Consider the following 13772-nt stretch of genomic DNA (forward strand, 5'->3'; position numbering starts at 1 on the left):
TAAGGGTTTCGGAAGACACCGTTAGGAGGACACAAATCGAAGAAAGCTCGGCAACAAAGGGAAGAAAAATCACTCGCCCACCGCGTTCTTCCAGGCGTCGAGAACGGCCCTGGCACGGTCGAATATCTTTTGAGCCGCCTCCTCAAGGGCCTTCTCGGGAGTTACTTTTCCGTCGGTGACGACCCTGAACCTCGGCTTCCTCGCCATGAGTATGGGGTGCTCGATGGTGTAGCCTGCAAAGGTCACGTGCTCGTTCTCGTGGAGCACCTCGTTGAGCAGGTTGGCGAAGGTGTGATCCTCCCCCTCAAGGTAGAACTCAAGGACGTTTTCCTCACGCTTGATGACCTCAATCCTCATTTTCCTCACCCTCTAAGTGCTTGAGCAGTATCTCCAGCGCCTGCTCCTTGTTCTTCACCAGTTCGTATTTAAACTTATCCTCCTTCCACTCGGCGAGGCCGAGTTCGACGAGCATATCCATAACCTCGCTGGGGTCCATGTTCTTAGCGGCCGCCACCGGAAGGACGACCTCCCTTATCTGCCTTGTCGTCTGGAGGGATACATCGGCTAGGTAATCTCCGAGGGTTCGGACGAGCGCCACTATCTCCTCCCACGGCATGGACGTTATCAGCTCGCCCTCCCTAACTTCAACGGTCTCCCCGAGCAGTTCCAGTGTCCTCACGAGTATTGGAGTCGAAACGCTCGCCCCAGCCTCGCGGAGAAGGTCGTCAATGACGTAGCGATAGAGGCCACGTTTGTCTGGATAGAGCTTGGCCCTGACGCGGTGGTGAATCTCCCGTATCTTCCTTATCGCCTCCCTTATCTCGTCCTTCGTTCCCTGGACGTTGATCTTGAGGTCGTTGAGCTTGCCGTGGACGTAGATGAAGGCAGGAAGGCGGAGCCGCTGGAGTTCCTTGAGGAACTCCTCCTTCTCCCTGTCGTCCCGAACGTGAATCGTTATGACCTTCTTAGCCCTCGCCATGGTCACACCCTCATCTTCCGGTAGAGAGTGGAGAGCTTTCTCGTCTCGACGCTTCCGCACCTCGGGCAGATCAGCCTGTCACCGCGCCTGACGAGTGGAGTTCTGCAGCGGGAGCAGAGGGCGTAAACAACACCGAGGTCCGGCCCCTTGGTCGAGAGCTGTATGGGGCTCTTCTCGGTGGCGATGACCCTCGCCCTAACGACGTCTCCCACCTTGAACTCGGAGGTCATGCTCTCAACGTAGCCGTCCCTAACTTGAGAGATGTGAATTCCAGCCAGCTTTGAAGTGGCTATCTCCCTGTCGTCGTCCCTGCCCTCGATTTTAACCAGCTGGACTATCGCCGCCTGGGGCTTTACCTCGATGACGTTCGCTATGACGATGTCGCCCACCTTGGGGAGAGGGGGTGTGTCGGTGAGTGGCTCCACGCTTATCTCCATTCTGTCCTGGTCGATTACAACCTTCCCCGCCCGGACGGCGTAGAGCTCGCCGTTCTCCTCTTTAACCCCCTCACCTGGGAAGTACTCCTCTATCACGCCCAGGTAGTCACCGGGAAGAACTAGGTCACCGCTCTTGACTCCTTTCTTCTCGTCCATTCTCCCACCTCCATGAAAGTTCCAGTCAGGATTTTTTAAGCCTTTGCTATCTCTAGGAGAATTTATAAAGGCCTGGGAAAAAGTTTTAGTAATTCCAATTGAGCCGATGGTGGTGGTTAAAGATGAGAATGCTTCTGATACACTCGGACTACCTTGAGTACGAGGTCAAGGACAAGGCACTGAAGAACCCGGAGCCGATAAGCGAGGAGCAGAGGAAGGGTAGGCTCGATGAGGTTCTGGCGGTTTTCATGAGCGTTGAGAAAATCGACGAGACCAACCCCGACGAGGTCGTCGAGAAGGCTGTCGAGGAGATAAAGAGCGTTGCAGAGCAAGTCAAGGCCGAGAGGATATTCGTCTATCCCTTCGCCCACCTCAGCAGTGAGCTGGCAAAGCCCGACGTGGCACTGAAGGTTCTCCAGAGGATTGAGGAGAGGCTTAGAGAGGAGGGCTTTGAGGTCAAGCGCGCGCCCTTCGGCTACTACAAGGCGTTCAGGCTGAGCTGCAAGGGCCACCCGCTCGCTGAACTCAGCAGGACGATAGTGCCGAGCGGCGAGGCGGTCAGCAGGGAGGAGCGCAACATAGCCCTTGAGAAGGAGGAGGAGCTGAAGAGCTACTGGTACGTGCTCACCCCCGAGGGTGAGCTCGTTGAGGTGGACAAGTTCGACTTCACCGGCCATGAAAACCTCAGGAAGTTCGCCAACTACGAGATAGCCAAGAACAGGATAGCCGACAGGGAGCCGCCGCACGTTAAGCTCATGCTCGAGCACGAGCTCGTCGATTACGAACCGGGAAGCGACGGCGGTAATCTACGCTACTACCCGAAGGGGAGGCTCATCAAGGGGCTCCTCGAGCAGTACGTCACCGAGAAGGTCATAGAGTACGGCGCGATGGAGGTCGAGACGCCGATAATGTACGACTTCGAGCACCCTGCGCTCGAGAAGTACCTCAACCGCTTCCCGGCGAGGCAGTACGTCGTAAAGAGCGGCGACAAGAAGTTCTTCCTCCGCTTCGCTGCCTGCTTCGGCCAGTTCCTCATAAAGAAGGACGCCACCATAAGCTACCGCAACCTGCCGCTCAGAATGTACGAGCTTACCCGCTACTCCTTCAGGCGCGAGAAGAGCGGCGAGCTTTCAGGCCTGAGAAGGCTCAGGGCCTTCACGATGCCCGATATGCACACCGTAGCTAAGGACCTCAAACAGGCGATGGATGAGTTCAAGAAGCAGTACAAGCTCAGCATGGAGGTTCTCAGGGGAGTTGGCCTCACCCCGGACGACTACGAGGTCGCCATAAGGTTCACCCGCGACTTCTGGAATGAAAACAGGGACTTCATCGTCGAGCTGGCAAAGATAATCGGCAAGCCCGTCCTGATAGAGATGTGGGACCAGAGGTTCTTCTACTTCATACTCAAGTTCGAGTTCAACTTCGTTGACAACCTCGACAAGGCAGCAGCCCTGAGCACCGTTCAGATAGATGTGGAGAACGCCGAGCGCTTCGGCATAACCTACTACGACGAGGAGGGCAAAGAGAGAACCCCGCTCATACTCCACTGCTCGCCGAGCGGAGCCATCGAGAGGGTTATGTACGCAATCCTCGAGAAGCAGGCCAAGCTCCAGGCCAGGGGAGTTAAACCTTCCTTCCCGCTCTGGCTCAGCCCGATACAGGTCAGGGTTATTCCTGTCAGTGACGAAGTCCTCGACTACGCGCTCTACGTCGCGGGCAAGCTCGAGGGGGCCAGGATCAGGGTCGATGTGGACGACACCAACGACAGGCTCAACAAGAAGATAAGGAAGGCCGAGAAGGAGTGGGTTCCATACATAATCGTCGTCGGAAGGAACGAGAAGGAGCAGAACACCGTGACCGTCAGGAGGAGGAGCGACGGAAGGCAGGTCGAAATGCAGCTCGAGGACCTAATCAAGGAGATAAGGAGCCAGACCGAGGGCTTCCCCTACAGGCCGAGGCCCCTGCCATTGCTCCTGAGCAAGCGCCCCAAGTTCAGGGGCTGATCTTCTTCATCTTCAGTTTTTCCGTTCCCCTCATCTTTGTAACCCGAAAGGTGTAGGCGGTCGGTTCGAAGTCCTCGAAGGGTGCGGAGATGACGTAGAGGTACTCCCTCAGCCCGTCCTCCTCGAGGCTTGATCTTGCCAGAATGACGTAGTCGCTCACCCCTGCCACCCAGGCTACGAACTTCTCGGAGACAACGTCCCTGTTTATCGGAAGAACCAGTATAGAGTCGGGAAGCTGAACGCTTCGAGAGGCCAGCGTCTGGTTCAGGAGCTTCAGGGTGTTCTCCTCCCCCAGCATGAGGGCCGCGCCGTCCAGGGTGTAGACCAGCCGAAACGCAGGCCTTCTGGAGAGGGCTTCTTTAAGGTGGGTCTCGTATATGTGGCTTATCTTGGGGTTAAGAGTTTCCGGCTCGACCTTGTCAAGGTAGAAGACGTTTGGGAGGCTTATCCTCGAACCGTATCGGGTTCCAAAGAGGTCTATTATCGCCAAGTCCCCCCTCTCGAGGGCCCTCTCAACGTCCAGCCCAACGGTGGAGGCCCTCTTGATCAGACTCGTCAGCGGGCCGGTGTAGTTCGACACGACCCCGAAGTAGCCAACCTCCAGCTCCCTGTTGAGGAGCAGAAGGGGTATTCTCCACGCCGAGGAATAAGCGTCGTAGATTATGGCCGCGATGGAGCCCGGAAGGTGGTCGCGGTTGAAGATGTCGAGAACGTTCATTTCCATGCTCCCACCCCAAAAGGGGGTGAGGGTGTCACTCCCCGGCAGGTCTGCCGGCGAGTATCTCATCGAGGAAGTCCCTTGCCTCCTCACTGAACCGGTCGAGCTTGACCTCCTTACCGTACTTGTCGTAGACCTTGCCTTCCCGGAAGTTTATCTCGAAGACCTCGTAGCGCTCCTCGCTCTTTTCGTGGTGCTTCACACCGTGTCCCTTGAGGTGCCTCTCAAGGCTCTCCACATCAACGTACTTGCCGCAGGCTTCGCACTTGTAGAACTGCCAGAACACGTAGTCCTGACCGGCGAGCATGTTGTTCTTTATGTGGTTGATGAGCGCGCCCCCAAGGTACTCGTAGAAGTCCTCCTGAATGAGGCTTTCTCCGTCCTCCACGACCTTAAAGCCGCTCCACACGATGTGGTCGTTGATGTCCGCGAGAGTGGCCTTAATGTAGCGGTAAGTCAGTATGAAGGCCCCGTTGTGGACGTAGAACACGCTCTTGTCTGGAACGGCTATTATCCGTATCCCGTTAGCCCCGTTTTCGGCGAGCTTCTCGGCGTGCTCCTTGTTGTCTGCGACGTCTATCGTTATCCTGACATTGCTCTTCTTGTGTATCCCGATGATCCTGTCACCGGTTATCTCCCAGTGATAATCGTCCAGGTACCTCACCTGAGCGTAGACCCTCTTTATTCTGGGACTCAGTTCCCCGTACTCCATTATTCACCACCGTGCTGAAGTAGAAGCCAACGTTAATAAGCTTTAGCGGAAAATTTTAAAAAGGGTCTTTCCGGGAGGAGAGGGTTCCAATTTGGAAAAGCTACCTTCCAAAACGCCTCTGCCTCTTCTGGTACTCGCGGATAATCCTGAGGAAGTCTATCTTCCTGAACTCCGGGAAGTAAACATCAACGAAGAAGAGCTCGCTGTAGGCTATCTGGTAGAGGAGGAAGTTGCTTATCCTCTCCTCTCCGCCGGTTCTTATGACTATGTCCGGATCTGGCATATTGGGATAGTAGAGGTACTCTTTTATCAGCTCCTCGTCGATGTCCTCGGGCTTGAGCTTTCCGGCCAGGGCGTCCTTCACGATGTCCCTCACCGCATCGGCTATCTCGCTCCTTCCCCCGTAGGCAAGGGCTATGTTGAGGGTGTAGTTGGTGTACTTCCTCGTTGCTCTCTCGGCCTCCTCGGCGGCTTTCCTTACATTCTCAGGCAGCAGCTCCTTCCTTCCTAGGACGTTCACCCTTATGCCGTACTTGTGAACCCTCTCGTCCGTCAGGAGTTCCCTGAACTTCTCCTCGAAGAGGTTCATGAGGGCGTTCACTTCCTCAGGTGTTCTCCGGAAGTTCTCGGTGGAGAAGGCGTAGACGGTGAGGGTTCTTATGCCCAGCTCGCGGCACCACTCGAGTATCTCCTCCAGCTTTTGAGAGCCGAAGAAGTGGCCGTACCAGGGGGGCTTCTCGAGCTTCCGTGCCCATCTCCTGTTGCCGTCCATTATTATTGCCACGTGACTGGGAATGCGGCCTCCCTTAACCTTCTCCAGGAGGTAGTTCTCGTACATATCGTATGCGGGCTTGAAAATGATGTGGGGAATATGGGAAACAAGACGGGAAAGCATCGAGCATCACTCAATCCTCTTCCTTGACTTAAGGTGCTTCTCCGCCAGCTCGACGTAGATTTCGGCGTTCTTCTTCGTCCACTCAATCTCTTCCTCGCTGAGCTGCCTGACGACCTTTCCAGGAACACCTACAACGAGGCTGTAGTCGGGGATCTCCTTGCCGGGCGGAACGAGGGCGCCGGCGCCTATGACGACGTGCTTGCCTATCTTTGCCCCGTCAAGTATGACGGCACCCATTCCTATGATGGTGTAGTCGTCGATGGTGGCGCCGTGGACGACGGCGTTGTGACCAATGGTGACGTACTTCCCTATTATCGTTGGCTGACCGTGGGAGGTGTGTATGCTGACGTTGTCCTGGACGTTTGAGTAGGGACCGACGTAAATCTGCTCTATATCTCCCCTCAGAACCGCGCTCGGCCACACGCTCGTCTTCTCCTCGAGGACGACGTCCCCTATGACGGAGGCGCTCTCATCGACGAAGGCAGTCTCGTGAATTTTAGGCCGCTTCCCATCGAGCTCGTAAACCGCCATGAGCATCACCGGGCTTTACTCCTCGACATAACTTATAAACCTAACCGGGCAATATGGTTCGAGGGAGTGCAATGAGGTACAGAAGAGGAGCGAGCGCCGAGAGAGAACTCATAAAGATGCTTGAAAAGGCCGGCTTCGCCGTGGTTCGCTCGGCGGGCAGTAAAAAGGTGGATATAATAGCGGGCAACGGAAGGGTCTACCTCTGCATAGAGGTCAAGAGCACCCACGGGGAGAAGCTCTACTTCAGCCAGGAGGACTATGAGAAGCTGACTGCCTTTGCCGAGCGCTTCGGTGGAAAGGCCGTCATAGCGGTCAAGTTCATCAACAACGGCTGGAGGTTCTTCTATCCAGAGAACCTGGAGAAGGGAGGCAAAAACTATAAGGTAAGCCTTCAGACAAGGAACTACCTAACATTCGATGAGGTGGTCGGCAGGCAGAGGTTCCTTGAAGGGGTGATAAAAGGTGAAGGCTAGAGCCGCGCTCATTATTCTCCTGCTCATCTCGGTTGTTCCAATCCTGCCCCGCGCCAGCGCGGTAGCCCTCTCAATCACGCCGCTCAACGACGACTTTTCCGGTGTTCCAGGAGACACGATAATAATTCCATTCCAGCTGGAGAACCTTGGGAACCAGACTCTGGAGAACGTCAGCGTCTACGTCACCGGACCGGCGGAGGGGTTCCTGTACCAGAGCAAGGTCGTGAGGGATCCGATAGGCCCAAATGAAACCTACAGGGATACCCTATCGGTCAAGATACTCAACGCCGCTCCGGGAAAGTACAACCTCACCCTGGTCGCCAGGGTGGGGCAGGTTTACTCTGAGGCACAGGTCACGGTGACCGTGAAGACGCTCGTGGACTACGAGCTGGGGATAGAGGTCGGGAAGGAGTACCCCTACGGAAGCAACGTGAGCGTCATTCTCAAGATGGTGTCGAAGGCCAACGGGGTCATAATAGGGAGGATAGGTTACACAATAACCCGCAACGGGGAGACGGTGGAAGAATTCGCGACCACGACATACCTCAACCCCGGTGAGAGCTGGATCCAGAACGTCACGCTGACCAAGCCCCAGGTCGGTGAGTACAGCGTCAGGCTCTGGGCCTACTTCGGCGGTAAGGCAAAGAGCACCACGGCAACGTTTAGGGTGTTTCAGAGGAACCTGAGCTACGAGGCCTACTTCCGAAACGGGGCAATACACGTCTTCGTCCACGACGAGAGCGGAAACGGCGTTCCCGGAATCTCCGTGAGGATAAACGGGATACCGTTCACGACCGACGAATCGGGTACCCTCTCGTACCTCACTAGCGAGCCAGGGACTTACGAGATCGTCCTCAACCTCGACGGCAGGATCGTCACGACCTTCGTGGAGGTTAGAAAGCTCTTCATAAGCTACGAGCAGAGGAACGAGACCCTGCTGGTCAGGGTGGTTGATTCCACCGGAAGACCCGTGCCCAACATAACGGTAGAGGCATCGGGACCGCTCGGCCAGGATTACGCCATCACCAATTCCTCCGGACTGGCGGCCATAAACCTGGAGAAAACCGGTTACGGGACCATAATGCTGAACGCCGAAAGCAGCGAGTACGTTGAGGCGTCCGTGAACGCCAGAACCTCGGAACCGCCGAAGCCGACCCCAACGACATCAAGCCCCAGCCCAAGCCCGACCACAACCACCGCTCCCTCAACCACCCCAACCCCACCGAAACCGCCGAAGGACTACGGTCCCCTCGCGGCCATATTGGTTGCCTCTGGCATACTGCTGGCCGGAACTTCGTACCTGGCCTTTTTCAGGCCCCTCGTCCAGGAGGAAACCCTCGACCGCTACTACTTCGTCAAGGTCAGGGCGCCCAGACTCAAGTCCCTTGAGAACTTCCACTTCGAGAGGGGAGTCACAGCGGTTGAGGTCAGGGCGACGAAGGGAAAGGCGGAGATAAGGGACGGAAGCGTGGTTTGGGAGATAGAGCACCTCGAGCCCGGCGAGGAGGCCTACCTCCAGGTCGTCCTCGGCTAATCCTTTGCCTTTTTCGTTTCGCAAACCTTATTAAGGTGCCCGAACACATTCAGACGGAAATCTAAAGGAGGCGAAAGCCATGGTGAACATCGAGCTGCTTAGGAAGATCGTTGAGGCTCCGGGAGTTTCTGGGTACGAGTTCCTCGGGATTAGGGACGTCGTCATCGAGGAACTTAAAGACCACGTGGACGAGATTAAAGTGGACAGGCTCGGCAACGTCATAGCGCACAAGAAGGGAAGCGGGCCGAGGATAATGATAGCGGCCCACATGGACAAGATAGGCGTCATGGTGAACCACATAGACAAGAACGGCTACCTCCACATAGTCCCGATCGGTGGCGTTGACCCGAGAACCCTCGTGGCACAGAGGATTCGCTTCTTCACCGAGAAGGGCGAGCGCTTTGGCGTCGTCGGCCACATACCGCCCCACCTCCAGAAGCCCGAGGACAGGAAAAAACCAGCGGACTGGGACACCATCGTTGTTGATGTTGGCGCTGACAGTAAGGAGGAAGCTGAGGAACTCGGCTTCCGCGTTGGAACCGTCGGAGAGTTCGCCCCAGCCTTCGTCCAGCTCACCGAGAACAGGATTGCAACGCCTTACCTCGACGACAGGGTTTGCCTCTACGCGATGATAGAGGCGGCTAAAGCGGTCGAGGACCACGAAGCTGATATCTACTTCGTCGCGAGCGTTCAGGAGGAGGTCGGGCTGAGAGGCGCTCGCGTCGCGAGCTACGCCATAGACCCGGAGATAGGCATAGCGATGGACGTCACCTTCGCCAAGCAGGTCGGCGACAAGGGCAAAATCGTTCCTAAGCTCGGTGGCGGGCCGGTCATGGACGTCGGACCGAACATCAACCCCAAGGTTCGCGCCTTCGCCGACGAGGTTGCCAAGAAGTACGGCATAGAACTCCAGGTCGAGGCCAGCCCGAGGCCGACCGGAACCGACGCCAACATAATGCAGATAAACCGCGAGGGAGTTGCAACGGCCGTCCTCAGCATACCGATACGCTACATGCACAGCCAGGTCGAGACAGCTGACATCAGGGACATAGACAAGACCATCGAGTTCGCCAAGCACTTCCTCGAGGAGCTTCGCGAGATGGATCTCACCCCGTGAGCTACTTTTTCTCTCATCTTGCACTTTTTCTTACGGAACGGGAGCAGGTTAGACCACGGGAAAAGTTTATACTCCCAACCCCCAAAATTATACTGGTGTAAGGCGTGGACGGCGAGAAAGTTTTGGAGAGCGTGGAGCTGATAAGGAAGTCCCTGCCCCCTACCCTCGAGGAGTTCCGGGCGATGGGGTTGGCAAAGGACGGGATTTACAAGAGACTCGAATTTGCCGCCGGTCTCGTTCTTTCAGGGCTTTACGAGCTGGCCGAGGAGCAGGGCATCAGGGCCCTTTCCTACGACGATGCCGTGAGGGGCCTGGCGGAGAGGTCGATACTTCCCGAGCACATCGCCGAGAAGGCGATGTTCCTGGTCAGGCTGAGGGAGATCCTGATGTACGACTACGACCTGATAAACGACGAGATAGCCTTCAGGGATATGGGGGAGTACCTGGAGTTCATCGAGGAAGTTCTGGCGTTCCTTTCCCACGGGAGGTGATCGCGTGATCGAGATAGAGGTCAAAGGATACGCCAACGATGAAATCTTCGAGAGGGTCAGGGAAAGCTTCGAGATGATAAGGAGGGAATACCACGAGGACACCTACTTCCAGCACCCCTGCAGGGACTTTTCCGAGACAGACGAGGCCCTCCGCATAAGGATCAGACGCTTCAACGGCCACTTCGAGGCCTTCATAACCTACAAGGGACCCAAGATAGACCCAGACTCGAAGACCAGGAAGGAGATAGAGGTACCCATCAGCGACCCCGACAAGCACACGGAGATACTGACCAGCCTGGGCTTTCGGGAGGTTTTAACCGTCGAGAAGGTCAGGGAGAAGTACTACGTGGACAAGGGCATCGTCATAGCCCTTGACGAGGTTGAGGGCCTGGGGAAGTTCGTGGAGATAGAGGCCCTCGCCGAGGACGAGAAAAGTGTTGTCGAGACCGTTGAGCGGCTGAAGGAGATACTCCGCGAGCTTGGAGTGAAGCGCTTTGAGAGGCGCTCGTACCTCGAACTCCTGCTCGAAGGGAGGTGAAATGGGTAAGCTTGATGAGTTCTTCAAATCCCGCAGCCGGGAGAAAAAGCGCTCGGAGCTTGAGATACTCGAGGAGATAGAGGCGTACCTCAAGGAGGGCGGTATAGGCGAGGCAATAGAGCTGACGAAGGAGCTAGAGAAGGAGCCAAACCTTTTCCTCGCCCTCAGAATGATAGTACGCTCCATAGTCGAGACTCTTGACGAGACGGAAAAGACCGAGGCGCTGAGGGAGACTGACCTCGAAGCACTCAGGGAAATGGTCAGAAACCTCGTCCCGGCCGTGAACGGACTCTCCGTCCAACGGCACCGTGCGATTCTCCTCTCGGAAATCGCCGTTCTCTTCTACCGTCTTGGGGACGAGCTCAACGGGGACTTAGCACTTAAAACCGCGATAAACCTGGCCGAGAACGACGCCAGTGTGCTTAGGGATATCATAATGGAGCTCGTAAGGCGGGGTCTGCTGGCGAAAGCGGGCTATGCTATGAAGATGGTCAGGAACCCAGAAAAGCTCGACGTGGTGCTGGTTCACCTGGTCGAGACGTTTTATCGAGCCAGGGACGAAAAGAGGGCCAGACTGCTGCTCGAGCACGTCTCAAGCCCCTTCCACAGGGCGATGGCTCTCTATTATATGGCCTCGATTGAGGGGGAGAGGGATCGGGAGAAAGCGCTGAAACTAGTAGAGGAGGCGTTTAAAGAGGCCGCGAGGGTCAAGGATCCAGATGCGAGGTTTGAGCTGTCCCTGAAGCTCTACGGCCTGAAGCACGAGCTCCTGGGGGAGGGCTTCAGCGTGAGGGACGTGCTAGCCTGGAGAGAAGCTCCTCAGGAGTGAGTGCGGGCCTATCGAGGAGGCCCCTTTTTCTGAGCTCGTGGGAGACCTCAAGTGAGGCCGGAAGCTTGACGCCAAGCCCCTTCAGAGTTTCAGCCTCCTCGGCAATCTCCTCAGGACGACCCTCAAGGATTATCCTTCCCCCGTCCATCACCAGCACCCTGTCGGCGTAGCGGAGGACGTAGTCGGTGTGGTGCTCGACGAGAACCACCGTTATGCCGTGCTCCCTGTTGAGGAGCGAAATCAAGCCAAGGACTTCTTTCTTACCCACGGGGTCGAGCTGGCTCGTCGGCTCGTCCAGGACTATTATTGACGGCTCCATGGCCAGGACAGCCGCTATCGCCAGCCTCTGCTGCTGCCCCCCGCTCAGGTTTGGGGGAAACTCCTTCTCAAGTCCCTTGAGACCAGTAACCTCAAGAACCCAGCGGAGGCGCCTCAGTATCTCGTTCCTGTCGAGGCCTAGGTTCTCGAGGCCGAAGGCTATCTCTTCCTCAACCGTCATGTTGAAGAGCTGGCTCTCCGGGTTCTGAAGGACGAGACCGACGACGGTGGAGAGATGGGGCACGGGCGTCTCCCTCGTGCTGTGCTCCTCCCCCGTCCGGGGGTCGCGGATTATAACGTCCCCCTCGAAGTCGCCCTTTATGGAGTTGGGGATTATCCCGTTGAGGGTGAGGCAGAGGGTGGACTTGCCGCTCCCGCTCGGGCCGATTATGCCGAGCATCTCGCCCTTTTTGACCTCAAAGCTGACGTCCCTGAGGGAGTAATCTTTGGCCCTCCTATACCTGAAGCTCAGCCCTTCGACGCTGATTACCTTCATTTCCTCTTCACCACCCTTGGGACGAGGAAGAAGGCGCTTATTATGAAGACCAGAGTGGAGAATATCTCAAGCCTGCCTATCCACATGTGGAGTATGAGGAGGATCTTCATGTCCACGGGCATGCTGGCGGAGGTTATGCCTACGCTCAGGCCCACGTTGCCCTGGGCCGATGCAACCTCGAAGAAGGAATCCACGAAGCTGGTGCCCATTCTTATCATCGTGTACACGGTTCCCACGAGAAGGAAGGCTATGTATGTCATGGTGAAGCTCATTACCTCCTGAACGTCCTCCTCGGTGAAGACGTAGCTGCCGACCTTCCTCCTTATGACCGCCCCCCTCGGCAGTATGGCCTGCTGAAGGGTCCACTTTAGGCTCTCGTACATCAGGGTGACGCGAATGAGCTTTATACCACCGGCCGTACTTCCCGCACCGCCACCTATGACCATGAGTATTCCTATTATCAGCTTGCCCAGCTCTGGATACTTGCTGAGGTCCGCTATGCCAAAACCGGTACAGGTTATCGCCGAGACGGAGTGGAAGACCGACTGGCGGAGGGAGTCTCCGAGGGTATCCCCCACCTGATAGAGGCTGTAGGCCGTTATCGCGACCGCGGGAACGAGGAAGAGGAACATGTACCTGACCTGAATGTCCTCGAAGAAGGGCTTCAGATGCCTGCTCACGAACATCTTGTAGTGCACTGTAAAGTTCACCGCGCCCAGTATCATCAGGAATATCGTCACTGCCTCGATGGCCGTGCTGTTGAAGTAGCCTATGCTGAGGTCGTGGGTGCTCATACCGCCGGTTCCGAGGCCGGTCATCGCGTGGGTCAGAGCATCGAAGAGGGGCATTCCGTTGATGTAGTAGAGGTAAACGCCCACCAGGGTAAGACCAAGGTATATCTTAAAAATGACTTTGGAGGTATTGACGAGGTTGGGCACTATCCTCTCGCTCCTGGCCTCCGCCCGGTAGAGCCTTGCCGCCGCGACTCCGGGGCGAATGAGAACCGTGAGAGCGACCAGGACGATGCCTATTCCACCCAGCCACTGCATCCAGGCGCGCCAGAAGAGGAGTATGTGGGGGTAGCTCTCGAGGTTCGTCATCATGGTGAGGCCTGTTCCAGTCCATGCACTCATGCTCTCGAAGTACGAGTCAATGAAAGACATGTCGGCTATGAACATGAAGGGGACGACGCTTATGGCAGAGGCGAAAAGCCAAGTAAAGGCAGCCGATACCATGGCCTGCCTCAGGTTAACGTCCTCGATTTTGCCAATGTGTCTCGCCAGCCAGGCGCCGAGGAGAACGCTGAAGGTTCCAGGGATCGCGAAGTAGACCACGTACTTTACCTCTTCGGGATAAAACCAGGCTATGAGCACGGGAATAAGGTAGGCGATGCCAACGCCCTGGAGAATTGACCCTATGAGGTTCTTGACCACGAAGAGATCGTCGGAGATATTGATGTGCTTGCCTAGCTCTAGCATAGGCCCACCGTAAGCTTAGGGTCTGCACCAAATAAAAGGTTTTCCCGTGGAAAGGTTTAAGGGCCGG

The 13772-nt window shown here is 56.3% G+C and carries 16 protein-coding genes; 7 read left to right on the top strand and 9 right to left on the bottom strand.

From position 1 onward, the window contains the following. Positions 1-69 precede the first annotated feature (69 nt). The 3 genes from E3E27_RS03065 to E3E27_RS03075 are packed head-to-tail and all read right to left on the bottom strand — an operon-like array spanning position 70 to position 1572. Complete coding sequence (locus E3E27_RS03065) at positions 70-357, bottom strand: DNA-directed RNA polymerase subunit L (RefSeq protein ID WP_167773398.1); 288 nt, start codon at positions 355-357, stop codon at positions 70-72. Then, the gene (locus E3E27_RS03070) at positions 347-979 is read right to left on the bottom strand and encodes a DUF2067 family protein (RefSeq protein WP_014788162.1); all 633 of its coding nucleotides are present in this window, start codon (positions 977-979) and stop codon (positions 347-349) included. Before E3E27_RS03070 ends, E3E27_RS03065 begins: the two co-directional genes overlap by 11 nt. Before the next feature lie 2 nt (positions 980-981). Next, positions 982-1572, bottom strand: coding sequence for an exosome complex RNA-binding protein Csl4 (locus E3E27_RS03075; protein WP_167773399.1), 591 nt, complete (start codon positions 1570-1572; stop codon positions 982-984). A gap of 122 nt (positions 1573-1694) precedes the next feature. Between E3E27_RS03075 and E3E27_RS03080 the strand changes: the two genes are divergently transcribed. Continuing rightward, positions 1695-3575, top strand: a complete 1881-nt coding sequence (locus E3E27_RS03080; RefSeq protein WP_014788159.1) for a threonine--tRNA ligase — start codon at positions 1695-1697, stop codon at positions 3573-3575. Here E3E27_RS03080 and E3E27_RS03085 read toward each other — a convergent pair. The 4 genes from E3E27_RS03085 to E3E27_RS03100 form a co-directional block, all read right to left on the bottom strand. Beyond that, entirely contained in the window at positions 3565-4299 is a 735-nt protein-coding gene (locus E3E27_RS03085) for a hypothetical protein (protein ID WP_048151734.1), read from the bottom strand. The genes E3E27_RS03080 and E3E27_RS03085 overlap by 11 nt on opposite strands. A 28-nt stretch (positions 4300-4327) precedes the next feature. After that, entirely contained in the window at positions 4328-5005 is a 678-nt protein-coding gene (locus E3E27_RS03090; protein WP_014788157.1) for a hypothetical protein, read from the bottom strand. 100 nt (positions 5006-5105) lie between these two features. Further along, the gene (gene uppS, locus E3E27_RS03095; protein ID WP_167773400.1) at positions 5106-5900 is read right to left on the bottom strand and encodes a polyprenyl diphosphate synthase; all 795 of its coding nucleotides are present in this window, start codon (positions 5898-5900) and stop codon (positions 5106-5108) included. Positions 5901-5906: 6 nt separating this feature from the next. Continuing rightward, positions 5907-6431, bottom strand: coding sequence for a gamma carbonic anhydrase family protein (locus E3E27_RS03100; protein WP_167773731.1), 525 nt, complete (start codon positions 6429-6431; stop codon positions 5907-5909). 71 nt (positions 6432-6502) lie between these two features. Here E3E27_RS03100 and hjc point away from each other — a divergent pair, with 71 nt between their 5' ends. The 6 genes from hjc to E3E27_RS03130 all read left to right on the top strand — a co-directional run bounded on the left by hjc (position 6503) and on the right by E3E27_RS03130 (position 11413). Further along, positions 6503-6904: a Holliday junction resolvase Hjc gene (hjc, locus tag E3E27_RS03105; RefSeq protein WP_167773401.1), complete on the top strand. Its 402-nt coding sequence runs from the start codon at positions 6503-6505 to the stop codon at positions 6902-6904. Next, the gene (locus tag E3E27_RS03110; RefSeq protein WP_167773402.1) at positions 6894-8438 is read left to right on the top strand and encodes a hypothetical protein; all 1545 of its coding nucleotides are present in this window, start codon (positions 6894-6896) and stop codon (positions 8436-8438) included. Before hjc ends, E3E27_RS03110 begins: the two co-directional genes overlap by 11 nt. 79 nt (positions 8439-8517) lie before the next feature. Next, entirely contained in the window at positions 8518-9555 is a 1038-nt protein-coding gene (locus E3E27_RS03115) for a lysyl aminopeptidase (protein WP_167773403.1), read from the top strand. A gap of 104 nt (positions 9556-9659) precedes the next feature. After that, a complete protein-coding gene (locus tag E3E27_RS03120) occupies positions 9660-10046 on the top strand; it encodes a HepT-like ribonuclease domain-containing protein (protein ID WP_167773404.1) in 387 nt (128 codons plus the stop codon). Between the two features lie 4 nt (positions 10047-10050). Next, positions 10051-10584, top strand: coding sequence for a class IV adenylate cyclase (gene cyaB, locus E3E27_RS03125; RefSeq protein WP_014788150.1), 534 nt, complete (start codon positions 10051-10053; stop codon positions 10582-10584). A gap of 1 nt (position 10585) precedes the next feature. Beyond that, entirely contained in the window at positions 10586-11413 is an 828-nt protein-coding gene (locus tag E3E27_RS03130) for a hypothetical protein (RefSeq protein WP_167773405.1), read from the top strand. Here E3E27_RS03130 and E3E27_RS03135 read toward each other — a convergent pair. Beyond that, on the bottom strand, positions 11367-12227 hold the full coding sequence (locus E3E27_RS03135) for an ATP-binding cassette domain-containing protein (protein WP_014788148.1): 861 nt from the start codon (positions 12225-12227) through the stop codon (positions 11367-11369). The genes E3E27_RS03130 and E3E27_RS03135 overlap by 47 nt on opposite strands. Beyond that, entirely contained in the window at positions 12224-13705 is a 1482-nt protein-coding gene (locus tag E3E27_RS03140) for a TrkH family potassium uptake protein (RefSeq protein WP_167773406.1), read from the bottom strand. The genes E3E27_RS03135 and E3E27_RS03140 overlap by 4 nt, the downstream gene beginning before the upstream one ends. Positions 13706-13772: the final 67 nt, after the last annotated feature.

This window comes from Thermococcus sp. MV11, assembly GCF_012027285.1.
GTDB classification, from domain to species: Archaea; Methanobacteriota_B; Thermococci; order Thermococcales; family Thermococcaceae; genus Thermococcus; species Thermococcus cleftensis.

Bases quoted from the DNA above. Each gene is read 5' to 3' on its own strand.
- E3E27_RS03090 (WP_014788157.1), bottom strand. From the start codon at position 5,005: ATGGAGTACGGGGAACTGAGTCCCAGAATAAAGAGGGTCTACGCTCAG.
- E3E27_RS03135 (WP_014788148.1), bottom strand. From the start codon at position 12,227: ATGAAGGTAATCAGCGTCGAAGGGCTGAGCTTCAGGTATAGGAGGGCC.
- E3E27_RS03130 (WP_167773405.1), top strand. From the start codon at position 10,586: ATGGGTAAGCTTGATGAGTTCTTCAAATCCCGCAGCCGGGAGAAAAAG.
- E3E27_RS03100 (WP_167773731.1), bottom strand. From the start codon at position 6,431: ATGGCGGTTTACGAGCTCGATGGGAAGCGGCCTAAAATTCACGAGACT.
- E3E27_RS03115 (WP_167773403.1), top strand. From the start codon at position 8,518: ATGGTGAACATCGAGCTGCTTAGGAAGATCGTTGAGGCTCCGGGAGTT.
- uppS (WP_167773400.1), bottom strand. From the start codon at position 5,900: ATGCTTTCCCGTCTTGTTTCCCATATTCCCCACATCATTTTCAAGCCC.
- E3E27_RS03070 (WP_014788162.1), bottom strand. From the start codon at position 979: ATGGCGAGGGCTAAGAAGGTCATAACGATTCACGTTCGGGACGACAGG.
- E3E27_RS03075 (WP_167773399.1), bottom strand. From the start codon at position 1,572: ATGGACGAGAAGAAAGGAGTCAAGAGCGGTGACCTAGTTCTTCCCGGT.
- hjc (WP_167773401.1), top strand. From the start codon at position 6,503: ATGAGGTACAGAAGAGGAGCGAGCGCCGAGAGAGAACTCATAAAGATG.
- E3E27_RS03065 (WP_167773398.1), bottom strand. From the start codon at position 357: ATGAGGATTGAGGTCATCAAGCGTGAGGAAAACGTCCTTGAGTTCTAC.
- E3E27_RS03085 (WP_048151734.1), bottom strand. From the start codon at position 4,299: ATGGAAATGAACGTTCTCGACATCTTCAACCGCGACCACCTTCCGGGC.
- E3E27_RS03140 (WP_167773406.1), bottom strand. From the start codon at position 13,705: ATGCTAGAGCTAGGCAAGCACATCAATATCTCCGACGATCTCTTCGTG.
- E3E27_RS03080 (WP_014788159.1), top strand. From the start codon at position 1,695: ATGAGAATGCTTCTGATACACTCGGACTACCTTGAGTACGAGGTCAAG.